Genomic DNA, 23,522 nt, shown 5'->3' on the forward strand with positions numbered 1-23,522 from the left:
TCAGGGGAGGTGTCAGCGAAGCTGACGGAGGGGCTTCGGAGCTGGTTCACCACAGGTGAAAGATAAGGTCTGGGAGACCTTATCTAGGCGGAGAAGGCCACTGCAGTGGCCGCAACTAGCCAGGGCGCTTGTTGATAGTCCCCCTCCGCCCTCCGGGCACCTCCCCCTGGTAGGGGGAGGACACTTACTCCGCCGCCATCGCCTCTGGATTGGCTGGTGTCCACTTCAGCACCGGCTTCCTCGCCGCTTTGGTCTCGTCGAGGCGGGTGCGGGGAGCATATCTAGGTGCTTGGGTGAAGCGCTCCTTCTCCCCGGCTTTCGCAGCGCGGGCGAGGCCTAGGAGCGAATCGCAGAACTCGTCCAGCGACGCCTTCGATTCGGTCTCGGTGGGCTCGATCAGCATGGCGCCGGAGACGACCAGCGGGAAATACATGGTCATGGGGTGGAAGCCCTCATCGATCATCGCCTTGGCAAAATCGAGCGTGCCGACGCCGGTGTCCTTGAGCCATCTGTCCGAGAACAGCGCCTCGTGCATGCAGGTGCCGGGGTAGCCCTGGGTCATTTCCTCGGCGAGGCGCACGCGGACATAGTTCGCGTTGAGGACCGAGTCCTCCGCCACCTTGCGCAAGCCGTCGGCGCCGTGGCTCATCATGTAGGACAGCGCACGGACGAACATCCCCATCTGGCCGTGGAAGGCGACCATGCGGCCGAAGGCCTGCTCCATGTCGCCCTCGGCCTGCTCGATGATCTCGAAGCTTTCGCCGCTCTTCACCACCGCCGGAACGGGGGCGAAGGGAGCCAGCGCATCGGACAGCACCGTCGGGCCGGAGCCGGGACCGCCGCCGCCATGGGGCGTCGAGAAGGTCTTGTGCAGGTTGATATGCATGGCGTCGATGCCGAGGTCGCCCGGGCGGACCTTGCCGACGATCGCGTTGAAGTTGGCGCCGTCGCAGTAGAAATAGCCCCCCGCCTCGTGCACCGCCTCGGCCATCTCGCGGATGTCCCGCTCGAACAGGCCGCAAGTGTTGGGGTTGGTGACCATGATGGCGGCCACCTCGTCCGACAGTTTCTCCGTCATCGCGGCAAGGTCGACGCGGCCGTCCTCGGTCGCGGGCAGCTTGTGCACGGTGAAGCCGCACTGGGCGGCGGTTGCGGGGTTCGTGCCGTGGGCGCTTTCGGGCACCAGCACCTTCGTCCGTGTGGCGCCCTCTCCCTTGGCTTCGATAGCCGCGCGAATAGCCATCATGCCGCAGAGCTCGCCATGGGCACCAGCCTTGGGCGACATGGCGACGGCGGGCATGGCCGTCAGCTCACAGAGCCAGTGCTGCAGCTCGTGGATGAGACCTAGCGCGCCCTGTACGGTCTGTACGGGCTGCAGCGGGTGCACATCGGCGAAGCCGGGCAGCCGGGCCATCCGCTCGTTGAGGCGGGGGTTGTGCTTCATGGTGCAGCTACCCAGCGGGAAGATGCCCATATCGATGGCGTAGTTCTTCTGGCTGAGGCGCACGAAGTGCCGCATGGCCTGAGGCTCGGCGAAGGCGGGGAGCTCGACTGGTTGCTCCGCACACAGATCGCCTAGGCGGGACGTGCCGGAAGGCTCCGGCATATCCACGCCGGACTTCTCATAGGAGCCCTCTTCGAAGAGAAGCGGGACTTCGAGTTCGAGGCCCTTGTGGCCGGTGAAGGTGTCGGTGGTGGTGGTCATGGTGCTACTCCGAAGAGGGGGCGGCATCTGCCGAAAGTTTGCGTACGTCGTCATCGGGGCCGATGGGGTCACCGGCCAGGGTTTCATAGCCGCCGGGGGTGCGGCGGTAGCTCATGTCGAGGCCCGGATAGTAGGCGACCTCGTCCGGGTCCCGCGTGCCGAGCTCCAGGAACCGGGCAGGCTTGTCGCTCAAATTGCGGACGGTGTGACCGACTGGCACGCCCGCCTTCCAGGCGGCGCTCTCTCCGGCGGTGAGGGTGTAGGTCGCCTCCCCCTCGGTCACGGTGACCTCGCCTTCCAGCACGTAGATCAGCTCGTCCTCGCGCTCGTGCCAGTGAGGGATGGAGGTCCCGCCGCCTGGCTCCAGCGTGACTTCGCCGAAGCCGAACTGGGACAGCCCCGCCTGGTCGGAGAGCTTCAGCTTGTTGTAGCCGTCGGTCTCGCGGCGCAGGCTGCCCGGATAGACCTGGCGCTCGTAGCGCTCCGTCTTCTGAAGATCGATCTTCGGCATCAGTGAAGCCTTTTCGGCACCGTGCCGTCCTCGCGCTGGAGGGCGCCTAGGGCGGCGATTTTCTCGCGGTGCTCCTCATCGGTGATGACGCCGTGCTTGTGCAGCCACTCGTATTTCTCGAGCTCAAGCTCCACAGGCCGGTCGAGGTTGATGTCCACTGCTTCGGAGCGGATGGCGGCCCTGCGCCGCTCTTCAATGGCGAGGTTGATGGTGTCGTGCTGCTTGTCCTTCAGCACGGTGATCTGGCCCATGGGTGCGTCGTACACGGTAAATGAGGTACGGGATCGGCGGTAGCCGAACTCGAACAGCCCTGCGAGACCGGCATTGATGGCAGCACCCACCGGCGAGACCGAGAAAGGTCCGCCGAAATAGTAGCCGACCAGCCCCACCGCGGCTATGCCGAGAAGGAAGATGGCGGCGGCCCTCGCAGGTCCCACCTTCTCTTCATAGACCCGCGTCTCGAAGGGAATGTCCGCATAGGGCTGTTCGAACTCGGCGGCGGCGTTCTGGTCCTCAAAACGGTAGGCGAGCGCGTGGTCTCCGAAGGTCATCCGGATACGGTTGGCCAGACGTTTCTGCTCGAAGACCGGGTTCGCCATAAGCCTAGAGCGCCTCCTCCAGCGCGGTTTTGAGGGCGGTGATGTCCTCATCCGTGGTCAGCTCGGTGGCGGCGACGATGAGAAGGTTCTCGGTCTCCTCCCGCCCCGGCCACAGCCTGCCGCCCGGCACGCCCGCGATGATGCCTTTCGCGGCGACAACGTCCGTTACGTCCGAAGCGTTCTTCGGCAGGCAGATGGTGAACTCGTTGAAGAAGGCGTCGTTGAGGACTTCCACACCTTGCACTGAGGCGAGCGCGTCGGCGGTCTTCACCGCGGCTTCGTGGCTGAGCTGCGCTACCTTGCGCAGGCCGTGTCCGCCGAGAAGCGACATATGCACCGTGAAGGCCAGAGCGCAGAGGCCGGAGTTGGTGCAAATGTTCGACGTCGCCTTGTCGCGGCGGATATGCTGCTCGCGGGTGGAGAGTGTAAGAACGAAACCGCGCCGACCCTCCGTATCCGTGGTCTCGCCGCAGAGGCGGCCCGGCATGTGCCGGATATGTTTCTCGCGAGCCGCGAAGAGGCCTAAGTAAGGCCCGCCGAAGTTGAGGGCGTTGCCGATGGACTGACCCTCGGCCACGACGATGTCTGCGCCTTGGCTGCCCGGCGATTTGAGAAGGCCGAAGGACACGGCTTCGGTCACCACTGCCACGCAGAGAGCGCCGTGCTCATGGGCCTTCTTGGCGATCTCGGTCAGGTCGCGCAGGAAGCCGAAGACGTCCGGGCTCTGAACGATGACGCAGGATGTCTCGTCGTCGATCATGTCCAGGACCGCGCCAGCGCCGGGGGTGGCCGGGGCCTGGAGCACCTTGTCGTCGATCAGCTCCTCATTAGTACGGACGACTTCGGCATAGTGCGGATGAAGCCCGCCCGCCATGACCACCTTGTTGCGCTTCGTAATCCGCCGGGCCATCAGCGCCGCTTCGGCGGTGGCGGTCGAGCCGTCATACATAGAGGCGTTGGCGACCTCCATGCCGGTGAGGGCTGCTACCTGAGTCTGGAACTCGAAGAGGTACTGCAGCGTGCCCTGAGCAATCTCGGGCTGGTAGGGCGTATAGGCGGTCAGGAACTCCGAGCGCTGAATGATGTGGTCCACCGTGGCGGGCACGTGGTGGCGGTAGGCCCCTGCGCCGGCGAAGAACGGACCATCGGATCCCAAGTGGTTCTGGCGCGACAGGCGGGTGAGGCGGCGCTCCACCTCCATCTCCGGCATGTGGTCCGGCAGGTCGAGCGCGGGGTTCAGCGCGCCCTCGGGCACGTCCGAGAAGAGCTCGTCGACGGTCTCTACGCCGATGGTCTTCAGCATGGACTGCCGGTCGGCGTCGGTGAGGGGGAGGTATCTCATGATCTTCCTAAATCCATCCAATCGTCATCCCGGCCGGAGCGCTAGCGGAGAGCCGGGATCCATGGACCATCTGTTGCGTTCGATCGGAACGGTCAGGCCATGGGTCCCGGATAAGCCTTACGGCTTTCCGGGATGACGGCGTTTAGCTGTTCGCCGCGTGTTCCTTATACGCCGCTTCGTCCATCAGCTCGTCGAGCTCGCTGGGGTTCGAGAGCTTCATCTTGACAAACCAGCCGCCTTCCTCGGGGCCGTCATTGACCGTTTCCGGGGCATCGACGATCGAGCCGTTGCCCTCGATGATCTCGCCCGAGACGGGGGCGTAGACGTCGGAGGCGGCCTTGACGCTCTCGACCACGGCCATGTCGTCGCCTTGGGTGAACGAATTGCCCACGTCGGGCAGCTCCACGAAGACCACATCGCCGAGCTGTTCGGCGGCGTGCTTGGTGATGCCGACGGTAGCCGTGTCGCCTTCGACGCGGACCCATTCGTGGTCTTTGGTGAACTTGGTCGTCATTTGGAAGGCCCTCGGTAGTAGCGCGGTTCGATGAAAGGTAGGCGGACGATCTCCGCCGGGTGAAGCTTGCCGCGGATGTCGAGATGGACTGTGCCCCCCTCCTCCGCATGTTGTCTTTGCACGTAGCCCATGGCGACGGGGCCGCCGACCGTGGGGCCGAAGCCGCCGGAGGTGACGCGGCCGATCGTGGTGCCGTCTTCCAGCTTAACCTCAGTGCCCTCGCGGGCAGGAGCGCGGCCCGAAGGTTTGATGCCTACGCGGATCTCACCGCAGCCATTATTCAGCTCACGAAGCACCCGCTCGGCACCGGCGAAGCCGCCCTCTTCGCGGCGACGCTTGCCGAGCGCGAAGGTGAGGTTGGCGCCGACCGGCGAGGTCTCCGGCGTCATGTCGTGGCCGTAAAGACAGAGGCCTGCTTCAAGGCGCAGGCTGTCCCTCGCACCAAGGCCGATGGGGGCGACGTCGTCATGGGCGAGGAGCTTCCGGGCCAGGGCGTCGGCGTCCTTGTTCGCCACGGAGATCTCGTAACCGTCCTCGCCCGTATAGCCGCAGCGGGAAAGCATGACGTTTGCGCCTGCGAGCTGGGTCACGCGGGCGGACATGAAGGGCATGGTGCTAGCTTCGGGATCGAGTTCGGCGATCACCTCATGCGCTTTGGGTCCCTGCAGCGCCAGAAGGCAGCGGTCCTTGACCGAGAGCGTTGCCCGTCCGCCGAGCTGTTTCTCAATATAGGCGTAGTCGGCATCCTTGCAGGCGGCGTTGACCACCAGGACGAGGTCGCCCGCGTGCCCGACTTCCTTAGGCAGGCGGGTGATCATCAGATCGTCCAGCACGCCGCCATCGTCAGCCATCAAGAGCGTGTAGCGGATGCGTCCGTGGCCGAGCTTCCTGATCTCACCGGGGACGATCTCCTCAATCAGGGCAGCGACGTCCTCGTGGCTGCCGCCCTCGACCGAAAGGACCGCCTGGCCCATATGGCTGACGTCGAAAAGGCCGGCCTTCTCACGGGTCCAGAGGTGCTCTTCCTTGACCCCCATGGGGTACTGCACAGGCATGTCGTAGCCGGCGAAGGGCACCATCTTGCCGCCGAGCTCGCGGTGCAGGCCATCTAGGGGAAGCTGTTTCAAATCGCTCACGCGGGTCTCCCAAAGGCAGCGGGCGCGGCCCGCCTTACGGCCCCGGCTGTCCTCGCTCGTCATACCCATTCCGGACATGAAGAGCGCCTGAGAGATTCGGCAAGGGCTCGTTGCCCCCACTTGCTCCTTCGGCAGGGCATGCGCCCTTTTCCAGCCTGTACGAGACCCCGCCCGCGGTCCCTGGTGCCTGAGCGTTTCCGGGGTGGTTGCGCCTTCGGCCCCGCCATCAGTGGCGGCGTCTCCCGCGGGGGAGCCTGACCCATCGGGTCAGAGCGAAAGCTCTGCGCCCAACACGCGCGAACGTCAACTTGTCAGACGCTCGCCCCGCTACTAGGCCGCAGATATGGACCGATCCCCTCAAGACCTCCTCGCCTCCCTTTTAGGTAAAGCCAAGGCGCGCGGCGCCGATGCTGCCGATGCGCTCCTCTACAAGAGCCTCTCGGCGAGCGTACAAGTCCGCCTCGGCGAAACCGAGGAGGTGGAGCGGTCGGAGAATCAGGACCTCGGCCTGCGCGTCTTCATCGGCGATCGGCAGGCAACCGTGAGCTCGACAAGCTTCGCCGCGAGCGACCTCGACACGCTGGTCGAGCGGGCGGTGAAGATGGCGGAGCTGGCCCCGCCGGACCAGTATGCGGGCCTCGCGCCCGAGGACAGGCTCGCCAACGGCCCCTTCGCCGATCTCGAGCTGTCCGACGGTGAGGAGCCCGGCACCGAAGCCCTGACCGAGCGCGCCAAGCTCTGCGAGGACGCAGCGCGGGCCGTCGAGGGCGTCACCAACTCCTCCGGTGCTGGCGCGTCGGTCTCCTACGGCGAGAGCTTCTTTGCCACCTCGCACGGCTTCTTCGGCCGAAAGCATGGCGGCTCGCACTCGGTTGGTGTCTCGGTCCTCGCCGGAGAGGGCACGGGGATGGAGCGGGACTATGAGAGCGACGCTGCGGTTTTCCTCAGCGAGCTCCGCGACGCCGGTGATGTGGGCCGCGAGGCGGGAGAGCGGGCGGTCAAGCGCCTGAACCCGCGCAAGATGAAGAGCCAGATGGCTCCGGTCATCTTCGAGCAACGCCTGGCCTCTTCCCTCCTCGGCCCCCTGGCCGGGGCGGCCAATGGCGGCGCGGTGGCGCGGCGGACGACCTTCCTCCTCGGCAAGCTCGGCGAGCAGATCTTTCCAGAGAACGTGACCGTGCGCGACGATCCGCTGAGGAAGCGCGGCTTCGGCTCCAAGCCCTTCGATGGCGAGGGCGTGCCTTGCGAGGCTTTCGACCTCATCGAGAAGGGGCGGCTGACCCAGTGGTACCTCAACTCGGCCCAGGCACGTCAGTTGGAATTAGAAACCAACGGCCGGGCCAAGCGAGGCACGGGCGGCGCCCCCTCCTCCGGCCCCTCGAACCTCGACCTTCTGCCCGGCGAGCTGTCGCCCGAGGAGCTGATCCGCCAAGCGGGCACCGGGCTCTACGTCACCGACATGTTCGGCCCGCAGATCAACGGCAACACCGGCGACTACTCGGTGGGCTGCTCGGGCTATGCTATCGAGGGCGGCGAGATCGCCTACCCGGTCTCCGAGATCACCATCGCCGGGAACCTCCTCCAGATGTGGGGCTCGATCGTGGCTGGCAACGACCTCAAGCGGAAGGGCTCGGTCAACGCGCCGACGCTGCTCATCGAGAAGATGACCATTGCCGGCAACTGACGCGGCGCCTTCCTTCGCCGAGGAGCGGGACCTTCTGATCGGTGCCGCGGTCGAGGCTGGGCACGCCGTCATGCCGCTATGGCGGGACTGCTCCCTCAAGGTCTGGTCCAAGGAGGACGACAGCCCGGTCAGCGAGGCGGATATGCGCGCCGACCAGGTCCTGCGCGAGGCTATCATCTCAGAGGGCCGTGGGGATTACGGCTGGCTGTCCGAGGAAAGCTGGGACGGCGGAGCACACAGACCTGGCCGACGGACTTTCATCGTCGACCCCATCGACGGCACGCGGGCGTTCCTTAAAGGCGAGGACAGCTTCACCATCTGCCTCGCCGTCGAACAGGAGGGCGAGATCGTCGCTTCGGTCATCTACGCTCCGGCGCGGGAGGAGGTGTTCGCCGCCGCCCTCGGGGAGGGCGCGACGCTGAACGGCCAGCCGATCGAGGTGAGCTCGTGCCAGGGCCTCGAGGGCTGCCGGATGCTCGGCACCAAACGGATGTTCGGCCACCCGGACTGGCCTGAGCGCTGGCCGGAAATGAGCATCGGCTACAAGAACTCGACCAGCTACCGCCTCGCCTGCATCGCCGCGGGGCGCTATGACGGCACGGTGGCCTTGACCCCCAAGCCGGACTGGGACGCGGCGCCTGGCGCCTTGATCGCAGCGGAAGCGGGAGCACAGGTCTCGGACCATCTCGGCCGACCCTTCCGCTTCGACCGCCGCCCGCCAGAGCAACCGGGGCTTGTCTGCGCCGCCCCCGGTCTCTACCCGGAGATCATCGAGCGCCTGTCCCATCTGCCAGAGGATTTGCGCTCTCTATCCGTTTGAGGGGACCGACATGACCGCTGAACAACCGAAGCAGCTTCTCCACCTCGTCTTCGGGGGCGAGCTGACCGGTCCCCAGGAAGCCCGGTTCAAGGACCTCGACAAGCTCGACGTGGTCGGCATCTACCCCAACTACGCCGAGGCCGAGAAAGCCTGGCGCGGCAAAGCCCAAGCCACCGTCGACAGCGCCCATACGCGCTACTTCATCGTCCATCTGCACGAGTTTCTCGATCCCGATGGGGATGGCTTGCTGGGTTAACCGTAGGGCGGTCAGCGGCGAAGCCATTGGCCGCGTCGGCGCTTAGAAAGCGGCCAGCCTGTGGCTGACCGTCCTACGGGGTGGGTCTCTCTTCCGACTGTCTCTTTCTGGCGCTCACCACGGCGAAGACCGTGGTGCCCATCTCCTGCGTGTGTGTTCTCGTTCAGCCTTCAGGAGATGGGTCCCACGGTCTTCGCTGCGCTGCGCCGTGGAAATCTAAGCAAGTTGGGTAGCGTCCAGCACCTGTAGCTGCCCCCTCCGCCCTTTGGGCACCTCCCCCAATCCATGGGGGGGGGGGGGGGGGGGGGAAGCAGAACTCAGCGCCGCTCGCAGTCTCGCTCCCCCACCCCGTGGGGGAGCTGCCGATAGGCTAAGGATGCCGGGCGCTGCCCCCGGAAACACTGTGCGTTCAGATGGTTAAAAGGTTGGCAGCCGACCTAGGCTTCGACCGGCTGGAGCTCCTGCCAGCCTTTACGGCGGCGGGTTTTGGGGTCGTAGGTGACGCTTGCCGCTAGGAGAAGGGGCAGGCTGATGATGAGCAGCGTCACGAAGAGAAGGGTCGCAAGACCGGCGCCGAAGGTCACGACGAACGAGCTGAGAAAAGCCTGAAGTCGTCCTTGGTGGACGGCGAGGTGGTTGTCCGGGACGATGGTCAGGTCGGCGGTCATTCCCATGATGAGAGCAAACACCGTGCCGTTTGAAAAGTCCTTAGATGCCGCAAGGAGAACCGCACCTTTCCGCACCATCGGAAGCGGAAAGCGGCAGGAACCTTGAGGTTTGGGCCGAAAGCTCGGTTGGTTTCGGCCCGCAGAACTAGGTTACAGGTTCGCCAGAACGTGTTCGGCCGAGGACACTTCGAAGGCGCCAGGCTCTTCGACGAAGACTTCGCGGACCTTGGTGCCGTCGAGGATCATCGCGAAGCGCTGTGACCTCTTGCCCATGCCGTAGGCCTCGCCGTCCATGGTCAGGCCTAGCTTCTCGGCGAACTCGCCATTGCCGTCGGCCAGCATGACGATGTCGCCCGCATCGGCGCTTTCGCCCCAGGCCTGCATGACGAAGGCGTCGTTCACGGACATGCAGACGACCTGGTCGACACCCTTGTCCTTCAGCGCGTCCTTTTTCTCCACGAAACCAGGAAGATGCTTCGCCGAACAGGTAGGGGTGAATGCTCCGGGCACGGCGAAGAGGACGGTGGTCTTGCCGTCCAGGAGCTCGCTGGTCTTGACCGGGGCAGGACCGTCCTGGGTGGCGCGGAAGAGTTGGATGTCGGGTACGGATTGATCTTTTTCGATCATGCTTGACCTCATCGGCGTTGCGGCGTGTTGACGCAAAATGCGGCAGGAACGCTAGGTTTCAATCCCTTGGCACAGGTAGCGCGGGACCGTGAAGACCTGAAACAGGAACATTGCATCATCCCTGCTATTGTCCACGGTATGACCCATGCCGTACCGCCCTGTTTCGATCAGTCCAAGCGCCTAGTCGGTCGTGCGCTGATCGCCATGCCGCATCTGGAGGATACGCCCTTCTCCAAGACGGTGTCGCTGGTTTGCAGCCACGACGACACCCATGCGTTCGGCGTGGTAATCAACAAGCCGATGGCGGGTGTCATGGTAGGCGAAGTGGTGGCGGAGATGGGGATCGACGCGGACCAGGAAACCCAGGCGCAGCCGGTGTTCTTCGGCGGTCCTGTGGACCTTCAGCGCGGCGCCGTGCTGCACACGTTAGATTTTCTCCGTGCGGAGACAGTTCCCGTAACCGACAAGATCGGTCTGACCGCCACGAAGGAGGCCCTTCAGATCATCGCTTCGTCCGCCCGTGCGCCGAAGAAATGGATGCTGATCATGGGGCATGCCGGATGGGAAGGCGGGCAGCTCGAGAACGAGATCAAGCGCAACGACTGGCTCAGCACCAGCGCGACGCCGGAGCTGGTCTTCGGCAATCCGACGGAAACCTGGGGAGAGGCGATGAGCGAGATCGGCATCTCCGACCTCGGCATGTTCGATGCGAACGACAGCCCGGTGGCGCGGCCGAACTGATTCGGCTGCGAATTAGCGAAGCGAGCCGACCTTGCTGCTTACTCCGCCATCGGATGTTCTGGTGAAGTTGCCCCCTGCCGGAAGGAAGAGACCCGCAAAGCTCGATCCGCCCGCATAGCTGGCTCCCGACAGCCGAACTTCGGAGGCGAGATCGTCCGTGTCTACCTCGCGGACCGTGACCGGCAGCGAGAAGCGGCGTTCGATCTCCTCCAGCGGGTTTTTCTTTTTCGCCTTGCGCCCGGTGACCTTGGATGCGCCGATCCAGACGCCGTCGGCGTCGAGGTTCTTGATCGGCTTGGCGCGGCTGTTGTCAAGGATCACCGCCACATCGGCCCCGGCGAGGTGAAGGTCACCGGCGATCTTGCCGAAAGCCTTCGCCTCGCGCGGCAGCGGCATGACGAGCCCGACGATCACGGCGCCCTTAGGCAGCTCGTTCTCCCGGATGGTCTTGCCCACGGCGGCGGCGACAATACCGGGCCGCACGCCCAGGCCGTGCCCGTCGACCAGCAGCTTCGCATCGGCCCTGCCGCCGTCGATCATGGCACGGAGCATCGTTCCTGCGCGAAGGATCGCCGCCCGTGCCTCCTCGCCGTTCAGTGCACGGCCCGGGGCGAGCTCGATTCCCGCCGCCTCCTCCGAGCGGAGGTCGGAGATGGCGCGGAACGTGCCTGAAGGCAGGCTGCCCGTGTCGATGGGCGCGGCCTTGGGCAGGGTCTTCTTCTGCGAAACGTCTGTGAGATGCGCGTCGATCCGTAGGAGAATGCCGTCATGGTCGACCTTGCGGCGGCCCTCCAAGGTGAAGCGCGCCTTCTCGGTCTCGAGATCGACGGTGAAGGGACCGGACTGGGGCTCGCTGCCGCCGAGAACGTGCTCATCGAACTCGGGAAGCACCGCCGCGTCGATCAGCTCGCGCATACCTTCGGGGGTGAGATCGGAAGACTGGGAGGCGCCGAGGGCCGAGAGCACCTCTTCGCCGCAGCGCACTTCGGGGTTGGCGAGCCCATCCCAGACATACTCGTCAGCGGCTGCTTCGAGCACCTCGCCGGTCTCCTCCCGCCAGTGGTTCGAAGCGGTATCCGCTGCGGCCCCTGCCGCGAAAGGAGAGGGCTCGTCGTGGAAGGCGGGTTCTTCCGCTTCGAAACCGGCTTCCTGTTCTGCGGCAGCGGCGAAGGTCGGAACCGGTGAGAGATCCTGCGGCGCTTCGAAGACCGGCGCCTCGTGCTGAGGGGGCTCGTCGAAGGTTGCCGGCTCGTTGGTCCAGACAGGTTGGGGGTCGGGGCTGCGGAAGATACCGGCGTTGGAGGGAGCATCCGGCTCGTCGCCGAAGAGGGAGGCTGGGACGTAGCCGGGCTGCTCTTTGTGGCGGCGGGGTCTCGTCTCGATCCGGTGCTCGTCGGCGAGAAACGGCGCGGCGAGCGCGGCCAGGAGGATGCCCCCCGTGATGAGGAGGGAGGGGAAGGCTGCCGGAACGACACCGCGGAGATAGGGCACCGCCTCGTCCGTCATCAGCGCGGCGGAGAGGACGGCGATGATGACGCCGATGCCGAGGATGGCCTTGCCCTTCGGGTCTCGGATCATCGCGTAGAGAAGGAGAAGCCCGGAGAGCGCTGCCGAGCCCAGCATGGCGAGCCTGGCTTCGGCGCCGTAGGGCTTGTCGAGCATGACCGCGCCGGCGAGGGCCAGGAGGATGCCGATCACCACGATGGAGAGCCCGGCGATGACCACGTTCTCACGCCCGGTATGGAGCACGGCATTGGTGAAGACGAGGAGCGCGCTGGCGGTCAGCGCGCCGAGAAGGACCTTCGTGTCCGGGGTCAGAAAGTCGAGAAGGCCGAAGAGAAGCGCCTGGGACAGACCCGTGAGCACTAGGAGCGCGAACCCCGCCGTGGCGGTGCCCGACCGTTTGAACACCATGGTGCCGAGGGACAGCAGCGCCCCGCCAGCCAGGGAGGCCAGCACGATGGTCTGGATGAGGGCGAAGCCCTCAGGATCCATGGCCGCTTGCCGGGCCAGCCCGGCTGCGTACCGATCGAACGAGAAGGCGTCGCTCCAGCCGCCCATAGTCACCACCACCCCGATAGTTATGCCCTAACAGTAAGCTGTAGCTGAATTGGTCATCAAAGCAAGATGTACGCCATTTCAGCTAGAAAAGCAGCAGGGCGTGCTGCCGAATGGCGGATTTGATGGCGTCCGTGCTAGCGGGGAGGATATCGAAGCGTTCCTCCTCGCGGAAGAGCTCCTCTTCGGAGCCGGGCAGTTGCGGCGCCTGGCCGGTTGCCGCTTGGACGGCCTCGGGGAACTTGGCCGGGTGAGCGGTGGCCAGGGTGACGATGGGGCCGGAAAGCCCGTCCTCCCTGCGCTTTCTCGCCGCGTGGAGACCAATGGCTGTATGGGGGTCGATCAGCTCGCCGTGGCTTTCAAGCACTTCAGCCATCAGCTCTGCGACATCCGCCTCAGAAGCTTTGTACGAGCGGAAGCCGTCTCTGATGCGGTCCAGCACGTCGCTTTCCAGAGCGAAGGAGCCGTAGGCCGAGAGGTCGGCCATGGCTCGCTTCACCTCGCCTGCGTCCCGCCCCGCCGCCTCGAAGAGGAGGCGTTCGAAGTTGGAGGCGATCTCGATGTCCATGGAGGGGGAGGAGGTCGGCGTGACCCCCCGCTTCTCGTAGATGCCTGTCCGCAAGGTCCGGTCGAGAATGTCGTTCTCGTTCACCGCCACGATCAGCTCGCCGACCGGCGCGCCGAGTTTCTTCGCCACGTAGCCTGCGAAGACATCGCCGAAATTGCCGGTAGGGACGGAGAAATGCGCGGTGCCGCCAAGCTGTGCACAAGAGGTGATGTAGTAGGAGGCCTGGGCCGCCACCCTCGCCCAGTTGATCGAGTTGACGCCGCCGAGGCGGACCTCCTTGGTGAAGGCGCGGTCGGCGAACATCTCTTTGACGATGCGCTGGCAGTCGTCGAATGTCCCCTCGACGGCGAGGTTCAGGACGTTCCCGGCCCCCGTGGTCGTCATGAAACGCCGCTGCACCTTCGAGATGCGCTCGTGGGGGTGGAGCACGGTGATGGAGAGGTTCTCACGACCAGCTAAGGCCGCCACGGCCGCCCCGCCGGTATCACCGGAGGTAGCGACAACCACGTTGAGGTGCCCTCCCCTAGCTTTGAGGTGCCGCTCGAACAGGCGGGCGATGATCTGAAGGGCCACGTCCTTGAAGGCCAGGGTCGGGCCGTGGAAGAGCTCGAGGAGGTGGTCGTCTCCTAAACGTTTGAGGGGCGCCACGTCAGGATGACGGAAGCTGGCGAAGGCCGCCTCGGTCAGCTCCTGCGCTTCGTCCAGGGGCAGTTCCTGACCTGCGAAGAGGTGAAGGACCCCCGCCGCTGCACTGGCCATGGAGGTCTCGCCGCTCCAGTCGGTCGCCTCTGGCCAGGTCTGGGGCAGGTAGAGGCCGCCGTCAGGAGCGAGCGCGTCGATCAGGACGCCTGAGAAGGTGGCAGGCTCGGTGCCGCCCCTGGTCGAGATGTATCGCATGGTGCCGTGGTCTTCGCAGCTTGGCCTTGGCGTAGAGAGATGAAAGGGAGCTGCCAAGCGGTCTGGAGGGTGAAGTGCGTCGACCGTGGCTGCCCCCTCCGCCCTTCGGGCACCTCCCCCACTGCGTAGGGGAGGAAAACAGAACTAAGCTTCGGTCCCTATGTCGCTCCCTCTCCCCGAGGGGGAGCTGCCGGAAGGCTGAGGGGGAGCGGTGCGATGCGCCGTCCGCCGATCAGCTCCGGCACATCAGGAACTTGTCGTCGGCTGCCGAGCCGATGACCGTTCTGCCGCCGACCTCGGTGGCGACGGTGGCGGCGGAGAGGTTGCGGCCGCTGTCCTGGTAGAGGGTTTCGACCCGGTCACCGGCCACGCGCAGGATCTGGCTCGGCGCGGTGTCGCGCAGGCCTTCGGTGTAGGCCTTGAAGGCGAAGGGCTGGGGCACGGCGCCCACGAGCAGCCTGCCCTCACTGTCGACGGACAGGTTGTTGGGGAAGGAGCCGAGCGCCACCCGTCCGGCAGGCTCCAGCGCCTCGGTCGCCGGGTCGCGGTTGTAGCGGCGGATCGCCTCGGCCCGCATCTCGGCGATGAAGAGCATGCTGCCGTCCTCGCTCATGGCGAGGCCGTTGGGAAAGCGAAGACCGTCGGTCGCGACCGACCAGCTATTGCCGTCGTAGTGAAACACCGCGCCGGTGGGCAGCCCAACCAGGAAGTCCGCCTTGCCGCGCAGGGTCTGGCGGCCCGAGGCCGTGTCGTTGGAGACGTAGAAGGAGGTGGGTCCGGTGGCGACGATGTCGTTGGGGCTGGTCAGGCGGGGGTCGGTGAAGCGCTCGGCCAGGGTCAGGTTGCCGTTGTTCTCCACATCGAAGATGAGCACCTCGAGCCCGACCCGGTTCACGACGAACAGGCGGTAGCTCATCAGGCCGCTGGGCAGGCGCTCCTCGAAGAGGTCGATGCCGCCCGGGTCGAGACCGATGGGCCTGCCGCCGGTGCGGTCGCGCCAGGAGGTGTCATCGAGAGGGTTGTCGAAGTCGAAGCGGACGAGCCCGCCCCGCTCGGCATCGCCGCGCTCGTCCAGAACGGAGAGAAAGGCGACGTTGCGCCCCTCCATCGCCGTGATGTCCGAAGCGCCGGTGATGCCCACGACCGGGGTGCAGGTCAGCTCGGCACGGTCTTCGAACTCGTCGAACTGATGAAACTCGTAGCCTAGCCAGATGGTGGCGGCCGCCGTCGCCAGCGTGCCGATCGCCACCACGAACACCATTGGCATGAAAAGCCGCATTCAGTCCTGCCCCGATCCCGTTCTGCCCTGCTTTCCAATCAAGAGGGCTTGAGGGCCGACCGCAAGCCTTGACAGAAGCGTTATAGTGTTAAGTCTCGAAAAGGTTGTGTTGCAACACCCGTTCCACGCTTTTTTGGGTCAGCTCGCCTCGCTGAGATCAACTTTCACGGGATCGGCGCCCTGCCCTCGCGTGCGGCCGAGATGATCGGCGACCCGTGCGCCGCGCCGCCCGATGGGCTCGGGAACGCCGGTGGTGGTGTCCTCGGCGGTCTGGTGTTCCGTTTCGGCGTTCAGCTTGGCGCCGACGAGGACGACGAGCGCCGTCGCCCAAAGCCACATCTGAAGCAGGATCACCGCCCCGAACGTGCCGTAGGTGGCGGAGAAGTCAGTGATGTTGCTGGCGTAGTAGGAGATCAGTCCGGAAACCAGCATCCACAGGAGAGCCGCCGCGACGGCGCCGAGGCTCAGCCAGCGGAAGCGCGGCGGCTCGCGCGAGGGACCGAAGCGGTAGAGGACGGAGGTGGCCGCGACCATGCCGAAGAACAGGATGGGCCAGCGGACGATCGAGATCGCCGTCTCCGCTCCCCCCGGCAGCGCCAGCGCCTCGAGCAGCGGCGGCAGGACGACGATCATGCTGATGCCGACCACCGCCGCGATCAGAAAGCCGAAGGTGAAGAGGATGCCTAGGAGGTTGATGACGATGATGTTGCGGTCCTCGCGCTCGCCGTAGGCGACGTTGAGGGCCTGGAACATAGCCTTGGCCGCCCGGCCAGCGCCGAAGATCGCGACGGCGAAGCTGATGAGGGATACGAGGGAGAGCCCGCCCTTCCCCGCCGAAGCCACCCGTCCCATCTCGGAGAAGATGAACTCGGAGGCGAGCGGCGGCAGGACCCCGGCCAGCCTTCCCGCATGGTTCGCGGCGGAGGCGGGATCGGCGATCAGCCCGTAGATCGAGACGAAGAGGACGATGGAGGGGAAGACCGCCAGCAAGGTGAAATAGGCGACGCCTGCCGCCACGAGGACGAGGTTGTCGTTGTTGAAGCCGCGCCAGAACCGCAACGCGATATCGAGCCATCCCTTGGTGGGGATGTCGGCAGGCCCCTGCGCCTCGCGGCCCCTGCCGGGGGCCAGATTGGTCGGCTCGTTCGAACTGGCTTCGCTCATGACCGACCAATACACGCCGCGCGGGAGGGTTCCCCCTCTCAAACTTGATGCAGCGGGTCCTTTGCGGCAGCGCAGCAAAACGTGCTAGCGGCGGCTCGATGCCCGGCTCTCAAGACCCCTCCTCTCCTCTTCAGCCGCTCATGGTCCTCGTGCGCCCGCAGATGGGCGAGAATATCGGCGCCGCCGCGAGGGCCATGCTGAACTTCGGGCTGACGGGGATGCGCCTGGTCGAGCCGAGGGACGGCTGGCCCAACCCCAAGGCCGTCGCCATGGCCGCGGGGGCGGGAGGCGTTCTCGACGGGGCGAGGGTGTTTGGAGATGTCGGGGAGGCGACCGCCGACTGCTCCTTCGTGGTCGCCACCACCGCTCGTCAGCGCGGGCTGTTCCTCCCTGTCTATGACGCCTCCGAGGCGATCGCCGAGATCAGGCGCCGCCAGGCGGGCGGCGAGCGATGCGCGATCCTCTTCGGCGGCGAGAAGTCGGGCCTGCCCACGGACGACGTAGCCAGAGCCAACGCCATCCTCACCTTGCCGGTGAACCCGGAGTTCTCCTCCCTGAACCTCGCCCAGGCCGTGCTCCTCTGCGCCTATGAGTGGCGCCGGGCGGAGGACGACGCCCTTCCCTTCGAGAGCTCCTATGACGAGGCCCCTGCGCCGCGCGAGGAGCTCGACGGAATGCTCGGCCACCTCTTCGGTGTGCTGGACGAGGCGGGCTATTTCTACCCCGATGACAAGAGGCCGGTTCTGGAGCGCAACCTGCGAACCATGCTGACCCATGCGCGTTTCACTGAGGCGGAGCTTCGCCTCTTCCGCGGCATGGTCAGGCAGTTCGCCTATTGGGGGCGACAGGGCGAAGGCGAGACACACAAGGCGGCGAGCGAATGACGACCTCCCGCCGGAAACGAGAGCACGGCTTCCGGCTGTGCGGACAGGACAGAAGATGAAACGACTGGTGGGCATCTCCAACCGCACGGCGGCAGGCGGACCCAAGGCGGGCGGCCTCGCCGTCGCGCTCTGGGACGCGCTGGTGCAGCGAAAGGGTCTCTGGTTCGGTTGGTCCGGCGAGGTGGTGGACAAGGACCGCGTGCGCCGCGGGGTCGAGCTCTTCGACGAGGAGGGCGTCGAGTTCGCCCTCACCGACCTCACCGAGGCCGAGCATGAGGGCTACTATCTAGGCTACGCCAACAGGTCCTTGTGGCCGGTGCTGCACTACCGGGTGGACCTCGCCAACTTCGACGAGGACGAGTACGCCTGCTACCGCGAGGTGAACCGCCGCTTCGCCAAGCTGATCTACTCGCGCCTCGACGAGGACGACCTCGTCTGGGTGCACGACTACCATCTCTTCCCCCTGCCCCAGGACCTGCGGGACCTGGGCTGGCGGGGGCGGACGGGCTTCTTCCTGCACATCCCCTTCCCGCCGCCGGAGATCTTCAAGTCGATCCCCGACCATCGCGCGCTGACCCAAGGGCTCTGCGCCTGCGACGTGATCGGTTTCCAGACCGTCAGCGACCGCGACAACTTCGTCAAATACTGCGTGTCGGAGCTCGGCGCCAAACAGAACGGGGCGGAGGAGATCTCGGTCAACAACCGCTCGATCACGATCAAGGCCTACCCCATCGGTATCGACGCGGAGGAGTTCAAACGCCTCGCCGAAGAGGAGGAGGGCCGCCAAGCCGCGTCCCGCATCGAGCCGTTTCTTGGCGAGCGCCGCGCGCTGATCTTGGGTGTCGACCGGATGGACTACTCCAAGGGCATCCCCAACCGTTTCCAGGCGGTGGGCAAGCTGCTCGACAACGAGCCGGGGCTTCACGGGCGGATCGCCTATACCCAGATCGCCCCTCCCTCGCGCACCAAGGTGGAGGAGTACAAGGAGCTTCGCGGTGAGCTCGATACCCTCGCCGGGCGGATCAACGGTGACTACGGCGATCTCGACTGGATCCCCATCCGCTACCTCGCTCGCAGCTATCCGAGGGAGCAGCTTGCCGGGCTCTACCGCCTCGCACGGGTCGCGCTCGTGACGCCGCTCCATGACGGGATGAACCTCGTGGCCAAGGAGTTCGCCGCCGCTCAGGACCCGGAGGATCCCGGCGTCTTGATCCTCAGCCAGTTCGCGGGCGCGGCCGAGCAGCTCAAACACGGTGCACTGATCGTCAATCCGCACGATATCTCGGCCATGGCCGACGCCATGCGCGAGGCGCTGAACATGGCGCTGCCCGAGCGGAAGAAGCGCTACGAAGCGCTGGCGCGCATGGTGTTCGGTCAGGACATCGCCTGGTGGCGCGAGGCCTTCATGGCGGACCTCGATCCCAACGGAGAGCCGGCGGAAGTCGTCTCGCTTCACCGCTGAACCATGGGTAGGCTGATCACGCGCGATACGGCGCTGTTTCTCGACTTCGACGGTACGCTGACCGGTTTCTCCGACGACCCGGACAGCGTGCGCCTGCCCCCCGGCGGGTTTGCGGTACTCGAGCGGTTGGCGGAGAAGCTCGGCGGCGCGGTGGCGCTGGTCTCCGGGCGGGACGTGCGCGACCTGGCGAGCCGTGTGCCTACGTGCCTTTGGCGCGCTGGCAACCATGGCGATCTGGTTCTCGCGCCTGAAGCGAACGAGCCCGATGGCGACACCTCGCCCCCACCAGCGCTTCTTGCCGAGCTAAAGGAGCTGACCGCCGCCCATGACGGCGTCCGCCTGGAAGAGAAGGCGCGGGTGCTGACCATCCATACACGGATGGCGCGCGATGCCTCAGGAGACGTCATCGCCAAGGCCGAAGCCATCGCCGCGCGCACTGAAGGCTACAAACTCCAGCTTGGCAAGGACGTCGCCGAGTTCAAGCCCGAAGGCGTCGACAAGGGAAGAGCCATCGAGCGGCTGATGAAGGAAGGAGCGTTTGCCGGGCGCAAACCCCTCTTCTTCGGCGACGATGCGACGGATGAGGACGGTTTCATCGTCTGCCTTCACAGGGGCGGCTCGGCCGTCAAGATCGGCGAGGGCAAGACCCTCGCCCCCCACCGCCTACCCGACCACCATGCGGTCTGGGACGTACTGAAAGAAGCTCTGCATGACCTCGCTTGAACTCGGCATCATCGGTAACGGCTCGATCGCGGGCCTGATCGACGGCGAAGGTGCCTATCAGTGGATGTGCCTGCCGCGGGTCGACGGTCAGCCCGTGCTCAACGCCCTTCTCGGCGGTGACGGTGAGCTGCGCTGCGACCTGCACAACATGAAGACGGCCAGTCAGGAGTATGTGCGCAACACCGCCGTTCTGCGCACGACGCTGACCTCCGAAGAGGGCTGCGAGGTCGACATCATCGACTTCTGTCCCCGCTTCAACGCCAAGGGCCGGACCTTCCGCCCCATGAGCTTCGTCAGGCGGATCATTCCGCGCGGCGGCAACCCCAGGGTGACGCTGAAGATCACGCCGAGCCGGGGCTGGTCGAACGAGCCGATGACCACCAAGCGGGGCACCAGCCATGTCCGCTTCACGGCAGAGGACAACAGCTTCCGCATGACGACGGATGCGCCGATCTCCTACATCATGTCCGAGACGCAGTTCACCTTGGACCGGCCCGTCAACATCATCTTCACCCCCGATGAGAGCCTGTCCGATGCGCCCGAACAGGTGGCGCGCGACTGGGAGGAGCGCACGGTGGACTACTGGCAGGAGTGGTCGCGAAGGCTCGCCGTACCCTTCGACTACCAGGAGGCGGTGATCCGTGCGGCGATCACTCTCAAGATGTGCGTCTTCGAGGAGACCGGCGGCATCGTCGCGGCGCTGACGACTTCCGTGCCCGAGCATCAGGGGTCGGAGCGGAACTGGGACTACCGCTTCTGCTGGATCAGAGACGCCTACTTCACCGTCACGGCGCTGAACCGGCTGAGTTCGGTGTCGACGCTTGAGTACTATTTGCGCTACCTACGCAACGTCGCGGCGCATACGGATGGCGGCCATATCCAACCGGTCTATGGGGTTGGCCTGGAAGCCACCCTTGAAGAGCATATCGTCGATACGATGCCCGGCTACCGCGGCCACCAGCCGGTCAGGCGCGGCAACCAGGCTGCGGAGCATGTCCAGCACGATGTCTACGGACAGGTGGTTTTGGGTGCGGCCCAGGCCTTCTTCGATCAGCGGCTGCGGGCTCCCGCTGGCGAGGTCGATTTTCTCGCGCTGGAGAAGATTGGCGAGCGGGCCTTCGAGATGCATGACCAGCCCGATGCCGGCATCTGGGAGTACCGCACCATCGCCAGCGTTCACACCTCCTCCGCTCTCATGTGCTGGGCAGCCTGTGACCGGCTTTGCAAAGTGGCGGGATTTCTAGGCCACGATCAGAAGGCGAAGCGCTGGCGCGAGCGTGCGGAGATCATCCGTAAGAAGATCGAGACCGAGGCCTGGTCTGAGAAAAAGCAGGCCTATGCTGGCGCCTTTGGCGGCGAAGACCTCGACGCGTCGGTGCTGCTGATGATCGAGGTCGGTTTCGTGGACGGCGAGGACGAGCGCTTCCGCAAGACCGTCGACGCCATCGACCGTGAGCTGAGGGTCGACAACGCCGTCTACCGCTACCGCCACGCCGATGATTTCGGCAAACCCGAGACCGCCTTCACCGCCTGCACCTTCTGGCATATCGACGCCCTCGCCATGACCGGGCGCCGGGAGGAGGCGAGGAAACTGTTCGAGTACGTCCTTGCCCACCGCACCAAGCTCGGGCTTCTCTCCGAGGACATGGTCCCGGAGACAGGCGAGCTCTGGGGTAACTTCCCCCAGACCTACTCCATGGTCGGCATCATCAACTCCGCCACCAGGTTGTCGCGCAGCTGGGCGAGCGTCTGCTGACGGTTGGAGCATGGGAAGCGATCGGCGCAAATTGTTCTTCGAGCAGAGAACCGGCACTGCACCCACCTCTCCCTCAGGAGGGGTCGAAGGCTGCGTAGCAGGCTTCGGGTGAGGGCGTTCTTAAGACCAAGCTCTGTCTACCGCTCGCCCTCACTCGACATCGAAGATCTCGATCTCTCCCAGAGGGAGATATGAGTAGGCATGCACTGCTAGAAGGGATCACTGCGCCGTTCGTTTGAGACTACTCCCCTACCCGGTCGGCAGATCATGATGAACCACGCCAATCTGCTATCGACCAAGCGGTGCGCTGGAGCTTACCTCGGTGCAGGCTCAGAGCGGTTCCAAGAACGACGGCGGCGCCGCTTCGGGGTTGGCCCCTTCAACACCGCCCCTGTTAGCATCCTCTAGCCTACTGCGCGCCGCGTGGTCTTCGAAGAGAAGCTGTGCCGCCGCGCTGAGCGTCAGGACCTCCCAGTCCCGCAGCCGGTAGCCCGGCTGTTCGGCCATCTTCTTCAGAAGAGGCGTCGCCGTATCGAGACTTCCCGCCATGAGCGGTGGTGCGAAGAGACGGTGAAGCTCGGCCTGAACCGCCGCTCGTCGCCACCGCTCGGGGCTGTTGTCGAGAATGGCCTCGAAGATGCTCTGCCCGAGCATAAGCCCCGCCGTCGGCATGACCGGCCATCGGCTCTCGCGCTGTTGCCCCAGCAAGGTGTGTGTACCCTTCACCGCGCTCGTTTCCGTTTCCCTCATACTCTTCGTTTGCATATTGCCGCCATAAATGCAAATAATATGCATGGAAACGCAAGCGCCGCACTCCCCGCCTGACACTGACGGGGAGGTGGGCCAGAACTGGCCCATGCATACCCGCCAGCAGCAGCTCGAGTTCGTCCACCACGCCCTGAAGCAGACCGGCCTGAAGCCGTCGCAGTTCGCCAACAAGGCCGGGGTCGAACCGAGTACGGTCACGGGCTTCCTGGCGGGGCGCAGCAACCTCCTCCGCGAGGCGACTTTAGAGAAGCTGGCGCAGGCCGCAGGCATCGAGCTGCCCGAGGAGAAGGGCTTCGCCGAGCCTGAGACGACCCCCTTCGAGGGTAAGATCGCTGCTGTGGAAACGGACGGCGTCGGCGATGTCTTCGCCTTGGTCCTCAACACCGAACTGATGGAGCTTGAGGGCTTGGAGCCAGGCGACATTCTCTTCTTCGATCGAGCTGTGACTGCCAAAGCCGGGCAGATCGTCTGTGCGCAGCTCTATGACCACCGGACCGGTACCGCCGAGACCGCAGTTCGCCTCTATCAAGGCGGTTTTCTCGTGGCCCGCGGACGTGAGCGGTGGGAGCCGCGCCTGGTCGACAACGACCGCACCAAGGTCATTGCCCCCCTGATTCGTCAGGTTCGCGACCGGGACTGGTCCTGATCATGCGTATCCGTTTGCACGACGTTTGCAATGAATGTGGTCTTCACGAAGGCGCTAGGATTCGTGCGATTGTCTACGGGAGTTGTTGGTAGGGCATGAAACACCAAGTTCTCAGCCTGACGACCGCCCTCCTCTGCACTGCCTGCATGGGCGGCGGCGCTCCCCCCATCGATACCTCCGAGCTTCCGCCTGAGGAGGAGACGAGGGACTGGGAGGATTGGGGACCCGAAGAGAACGCGAAGGGCCGTATCTCCGGCAACGTTCTGACCGAGAGCACGCTTCGGCAGCGTCTCGTCGGGCGTACCCTATCCGGCTGCTACGCTAACGGCGAGGCCTTCTCGGAAGTCCTCCGCGACGACGGCTCCGTGCTCGACCCGAACTCGGGTCAGGTCGTTGCGAAATACGGTTTCCAAAGCGGAGAGCTCTGCTTCGCCTATCCCGAGCAGCGTCCCGCCTGCTACACGGTGACGGACTTCAACGGTGAGCTGCTGTTCTACTCCTCAGGCGGGTTCAGGGGGGTAGCCGCCAGCACCTGCCCGATCCCGCGCGACGCGAAGGGCTTCGAGACGACCGCCAACTAGCGTCCGCTTGGCGACCTACAGGCGTATGAGGCGGCGAGACCGTATTCGCGGTCGCGTTTGGGGCCGCGAATCTAGAGCCGCTTCCGCTCAAAACGCCCTACTTGTCCCGAACCCTCGACAAGTCCTTGCAAGC

24 protein-coding genes and 2 riboswitches are annotated in these 23,522 nt (G+C 65.3%); of the genes, 11 read left to right on the forward strand and 13 right to left on the reverse strand.

The features are described 5' to 3' along the window. Positions 1-184: 184 nt before the first annotated feature. From gcvPB to gcvT, 6 genes are all read right to left on the reverse strand, one after another. Positions 185-1,705: an aminomethyl-transferring glycine dehydrogenase subunit GcvPB gene (gene gcvPB, locus NOG11_RS11590; protein ID WP_256619927.1), complete on the reverse strand. Its 1,521-nt coding sequence runs from the start codon at positions 1,703-1,705 to the stop codon at positions 185-187. 4 nt (positions 1,706-1,709) lie between these two features. Next, positions 1,710-2,216: a cupin domain-containing protein gene (locus NOG11_RS11595; protein WP_256619928.1), complete on the reverse strand. Its 507-nt coding sequence runs from the start codon at positions 2,214-2,216 to the stop codon at positions 1,710-1,712. Further along, positions 2,216-2,815: a hypothetical protein gene (locus tag NOG11_RS11600; RefSeq protein ID WP_256619929.1), complete on the reverse strand. Its 600-nt coding sequence runs from the start codon at positions 2,813-2,815 to the stop codon at positions 2,216-2,218. Before NOG11_RS11600 ends, NOG11_RS11595 begins: the two co-directional genes overlap by 1 nt. Positions 2,816-2,819: 4 nt before the next feature. Next, positions 2,820-4,157, reverse strand: coding sequence for an aminomethyl-transferring glycine dehydrogenase subunit GcvPA (gene gcvPA / locus NOG11_RS11605; protein WP_256619930.1), 1,338 nt, complete (start codon positions 4,155-4,157; stop codon positions 2,820-2,822). Between the two features lie 142 nt (positions 4,158-4,299). Next, positions 4,300-4,671 carry a glycine cleavage system protein GcvH gene (gene gcvH, locus NOG11_RS11610; RefSeq protein WP_256619931.1) on the reverse strand — a complete coding sequence of 124 codons (372 nt, stop codon included), beginning with the start codon at positions 4,669-4,671 and terminating at the stop codon, positions 4,300-4,302. Continuing rightward, on the reverse strand, positions 4,668-5,876 hold the full coding sequence (gene gcvT / locus NOG11_RS11615) for a glycine cleavage system aminomethyltransferase GcvT (protein WP_256619932.1): 1,209 nt from the start codon (positions 5,874-5,876) through the stop codon (positions 4,668-4,670). Before gcvT ends, gcvH begins: the two co-directional genes overlap by 4 nt. Next, positions 5,844-5,971: riboswitch (glycine riboswitch) on the reverse strand. It overlaps the preceding gene by 33 nt. Further along, positions 5,972-6,062: riboswitch (glycine riboswitch) on the reverse strand. 88 nt (positions 6,063-6,150) lie between these two features. On the opposite strand from gcvT, the gene NOG11_RS11620 reads away from it, so the two are divergent. From NOG11_RS11620 to NOG11_RS11630, 3 genes are read left to right on the forward strand one after another with little or no spacing between them, the layout of a single operon-like run. Continuing rightward, positions 6,151-7,491, forward strand: a complete 1,341-nt coding sequence (locus NOG11_RS11620) for a TldD/PmbA family protein (protein ID WP_256619933.1) — start codon at positions 6,151-6,153, stop codon at positions 7,489-7,491. Further along, complete coding sequence (locus NOG11_RS11625) at positions 7,478-8,311, forward strand: inositol monophosphatase family protein (protein ID WP_256619934.1); 834 nt, start codon at positions 7,478-7,480, stop codon at positions 8,309-8,311. Before NOG11_RS11620 ends, NOG11_RS11625 begins: the two co-directional genes overlap by 14 nt. A gap of 10 nt (positions 8,312-8,321) precedes the next feature. Further along, positions 8,322-8,567: a DUF4170 domain-containing protein gene (locus tag NOG11_RS11630; RefSeq protein WP_256619935.1), complete on the forward strand. Its 246-nt coding sequence runs from the start codon at positions 8,322-8,324 to the stop codon at positions 8,565-8,567. A gap of 437 nt (positions 8,568-9,004) precedes the next feature. Here NOG11_RS11630 and NOG11_RS11635 read toward each other — a convergent pair whose 3' ends face one another. Both NOG11_RS11635 and NOG11_RS11640 read right to left on the reverse strand, forming a co-directional pair. Further along, entirely contained in the window at positions 9,005-9,256 is a 252-nt protein-coding gene (locus NOG11_RS11635; RefSeq protein WP_256619936.1) for a hypothetical protein, read from the reverse strand. 129 nt (positions 9,257-9,385) lie between these two features. Then, positions 9,386-9,862, reverse strand: coding sequence for a peroxiredoxin (locus NOG11_RS11640; RefSeq protein ID WP_256619937.1), 477 nt, complete (start codon positions 9,860-9,862; stop codon positions 9,386-9,388). Between the two features lie 138 nt (positions 9,863-10,000). Between NOG11_RS11640 and NOG11_RS11645 the strand changes: the two genes are divergently transcribed. Next, entirely contained in the window at positions 10,001-10,603 is a 603-nt protein-coding gene (locus NOG11_RS11645; RefSeq protein ID WP_256619938.1) for a YqgE/AlgH family protein, read from the forward strand. 12 nt (positions 10,604-10,615) lie between these two features. Here NOG11_RS11645 and NOG11_RS11650 read toward each other — a convergent pair whose 3' ends face one another. From NOG11_RS11650 to NOG11_RS11665, 4 genes are all read right to left on the reverse strand, one after another. Next, entirely contained in the window at positions 10,616-12,670 is a 2,055-nt protein-coding gene (locus NOG11_RS11650; RefSeq protein WP_256619939.1) for a hypothetical protein, read from the reverse strand. Between the two features lie 76 nt (positions 12,671-12,746). Further along, positions 12,747-14,126, reverse strand: coding sequence for a threonine synthase (gene thrC, locus NOG11_RS11655; protein WP_256619940.1), 1,380 nt, complete (start codon positions 14,124-14,126; stop codon positions 12,747-12,749). A 232-nt stretch (positions 14,127-14,358) separates the two neighbouring features. After that, entirely contained in the window at positions 14,359-15,405 is a 1,047-nt protein-coding gene (locus NOG11_RS11660) for an SMP-30/gluconolactonase/LRE family protein (protein ID WP_256619941.1), read from the reverse strand. 138 nt (positions 15,406-15,543) lie between these two features. Then, entirely contained in the window at positions 15,544-16,569 is a 1,026-nt protein-coding gene (locus tag NOG11_RS11665; protein ID WP_256619942.1) for a YihY/virulence factor BrkB family protein, read from the reverse strand. Positions 16,570-16,667: 98 nt separating this feature from the next. On the opposite strand from NOG11_RS11665, the gene NOG11_RS11670 reads away from it, so the two are divergent. Genes NOG11_RS11670 through NOG11_RS11685 form a run of 4 tightly spaced genes read left to right on the forward strand, consistent with a single transcriptional unit; the run spans position 16,668 to position 21,394 of the window. Further along, positions 16,668-17,453: an RNA methyltransferase gene (locus NOG11_RS11670; RefSeq protein ID WP_256619943.1), complete on the forward strand. Its 786-nt coding sequence runs from the start codon at positions 16,668-16,670 to the stop codon at positions 17,451-17,453. Positions 17,454-17,508: 55 nt separating this feature from the next. Then, positions 17,509-18,915 carry an alpha,alpha-trehalose-phosphate synthase (UDP-forming) gene (locus tag NOG11_RS11675; RefSeq protein ID WP_256619944.1) on the forward strand — a complete coding sequence of 469 codons (1,407 nt, stop codon included), beginning with the start codon at positions 17,509-17,511 and terminating at the stop codon, positions 18,913-18,915. 3 nt (positions 18,916-18,918) lie between these two features. After that, complete coding sequence (otsB, locus tag NOG11_RS11680) at positions 18,919-19,638, forward strand: trehalose-phosphatase (protein WP_256619945.1); 720 nt, start codon at positions 18,919-18,921, stop codon at positions 19,636-19,638. Further along, a complete protein-coding gene (locus NOG11_RS11685) occupies positions 19,625-21,394 on the forward strand; it encodes a glycoside hydrolase family 15 protein (protein WP_256619946.1) in 1,770 nt (589 codons plus the stop codon). The genes otsB and NOG11_RS11685 overlap by 14 nt, the downstream gene beginning before the upstream one ends. 330 nt (positions 21,395-21,724) lie before the next feature. On the opposite strand, the gene NOG11_RS11690 is transcribed toward NOG11_RS11685, so the two are convergent. Further along, the gene (locus NOG11_RS11690; RefSeq protein ID WP_502260780.1) at positions 21,725-22,048 is read right to left on the reverse strand and encodes a hypothetical protein; all 324 of its coding nucleotides are present in this window, start codon (positions 22,046-22,048) and stop codon (positions 21,725-21,727) included. Positions 22,049-22,064: 16 nt separating this feature from the next. Here NOG11_RS11690 and NOG11_RS15270 point away from each other — a divergent pair, with 16 nt between their 5' ends. The 3 genes from NOG11_RS15270 to NOG11_RS11700 all read left to right on the forward strand — a co-directional run bounded on the left by NOG11_RS15270 (position 22,065) and on the right by NOG11_RS11700 (position 23,389). Beyond that, entirely contained in the window at positions 22,065-22,172 is a 108-nt protein-coding gene (locus tag NOG11_RS15270; protein ID WP_502260781.1) for a CVP-CTERM putative sorting domain-containing protein, read from the forward strand. 15 nt (positions 22,173-22,187) lie between these two features. Then, positions 22,188-22,808 (forward strand): LexA family protein, encoded by a 621-nt coding sequence (locus NOG11_RS11695; RefSeq protein WP_256619948.1) that lies wholly within the window; start codon positions 22,188-22,190, stop codon positions 22,806-22,808. A gap of 95 nt (positions 22,809-22,903) precedes the next feature. Beyond that, positions 22,904-23,389, forward strand: a complete 486-nt coding sequence (locus NOG11_RS11700) for a hypothetical protein (RefSeq protein WP_256619949.1) — start codon at positions 22,904-22,906, stop codon at positions 23,387-23,389. Positions 23,390-23,522 lie beyond the last annotated feature (133 nt).

It is taken from the genome of Parvularcula maris, from assembly GCF_024505085.1.
Taxonomy (GTDB): Bacteria; Pseudomonadota; Alphaproteobacteria; order Caulobacterales; family Parvularculaceae; genus Parvularcula; species Parvularcula maris.

What these genes read in the sequence shown, in the direction of transcription:
- gcvPB (WP_256619927.1), bottom strand. Translation starts at nt 1,705, where the DNA reads ATGACCACCACCACCGACACCTTCACCGGCCACAAGGGCCTCGAACTC.
- NOG11_RS11595 (WP_256619928.1), bottom strand. Translation starts at nt 2,216, where the DNA reads ATGCCGAAGATCGATCTTCAGAAGACGGAGCGCTACGAGCGCCAGGTC.
- NOG11_RS11600 (WP_256619929.1), bottom strand. Translation starts at nt 2,815, where the DNA reads ATGGCGAACCCGGTCTTCGAGCAGAAACGTCTGGCCAACCGTATCCGG.
- gcvPA (WP_256619930.1), bottom strand. Translation starts at nt 4,157, where the DNA reads ATGAGATACCTCCCCCTCACCGACGCCGACCGGCAGTCCATGCTGAAG.
- gcvH (WP_256619931.1), bottom strand. Translation starts at nt 4,671, where the DNA reads ATGACGACCAAGTTCACCAAAGACCACGAATGGGTCCGCGTCGAAGGC.
- gcvT (WP_256619932.1), bottom strand. Translation starts at nt 5,876, where the DNA reads ATGGGTATGACGAGCGAGGACAGCCGGGGCCGTAAGGCGGGCCGCGCC.
- NOG11_RS11620 (WP_256619933.1), top strand. Translation starts at nt 6,151, where the DNA reads ATGGACCGATCCCCTCAAGACCTCCTCGCCTCCCTTTTAGGTAAAGCC.
- NOG11_RS11630 (WP_256619935.1), top strand. Translation starts at nt 8,322, where the DNA reads ATGACCGCTGAACAACCGAAGCAGCTTCTCCACCTCGTCTTCGGGGGC.
- NOG11_RS11640 (WP_256619937.1), bottom strand. Translation starts at nt 9,862, where the DNA reads ATGATCGAAAAAGATCAATCCGTACCCGACATCCAACTCTTCCGCGCC.
- NOG11_RS11645 (WP_256619938.1), top strand. Translation starts at nt 10,001, where the DNA reads ATGACCCATGCCGTACCGCCCTGTTTCGATCAGTCCAAGCGCCTAGTC.
- thrC (WP_256619940.1), bottom strand. Translation starts at nt 14,126, where the DNA reads ATGCGATACATCTCGACCAGGGGCGGCACCGAGCCTGCCACCTTCTCA.
- NOG11_RS11660 (WP_256619941.1), bottom strand. Translation starts at nt 15,405, where the DNA reads ATGCGGCTTTTCATGCCAATGGTGTTCGTGGTGGCGATCGGCACGCTG.
- NOG11_RS11665 (WP_256619942.1), bottom strand. Translation starts at nt 16,569, where the DNA reads ATGAGCGAAGCCAGTTCGAACGAGCCGACCAATCTGGCCCCCGGCAGG.
- NOG11_RS11670 (WP_256619943.1), top strand. Translation starts at nt 16,668, where the DNA reads ATGCCCGGCTCTCAAGACCCCTCCTCTCCTCTTCAGCCGCTCATGGTC.
- NOG11_RS11675 (WP_256619944.1), top strand. Translation starts at nt 17,509, where the DNA reads ATGAAACGACTGGTGGGCATCTCCAACCGCACGGCGGCAGGCGGACCC.
- otsB (WP_256619945.1), top strand. Translation starts at nt 18,919, where the DNA reads ATGGGTAGGCTGATCACGCGCGATACGGCGCTGTTTCTCGACTTCGAC.
- NOG11_RS11685 (WP_256619946.1), top strand. Translation starts at nt 19,625, where the DNA reads ATGACCTCGCTTGAACTCGGCATCATCGGTAACGGCTCGATCGCGGGC.
- NOG11_RS11690 (WP_502260780.1), bottom strand. Translation starts at nt 22,048, where the DNA reads ATGCTCGGGCAGAGCATCTTCGAGGCCATTCTCGACAACAGCCCCGAG.
- NOG11_RS15270 (WP_502260781.1), top strand. Translation starts at nt 22,065, where the DNA reads ATGACCGGCCATCGGCTCTCGCGCTGTTGCCCCAGCAAGGTGTGTGTA.
- NOG11_RS11695 (WP_256619948.1), top strand. Translation starts at nt 22,188, where the DNA reads ATGGAAACGCAAGCGCCGCACTCCCCGCCTGACACTGACGGGGAGGTG.
- NOG11_RS11700 (WP_256619949.1), top strand. Translation starts at nt 22,904, where the DNA reads ATGAAACACCAAGTTCTCAGCCTGACGACCGCCCTCCTCTGCACTGCC.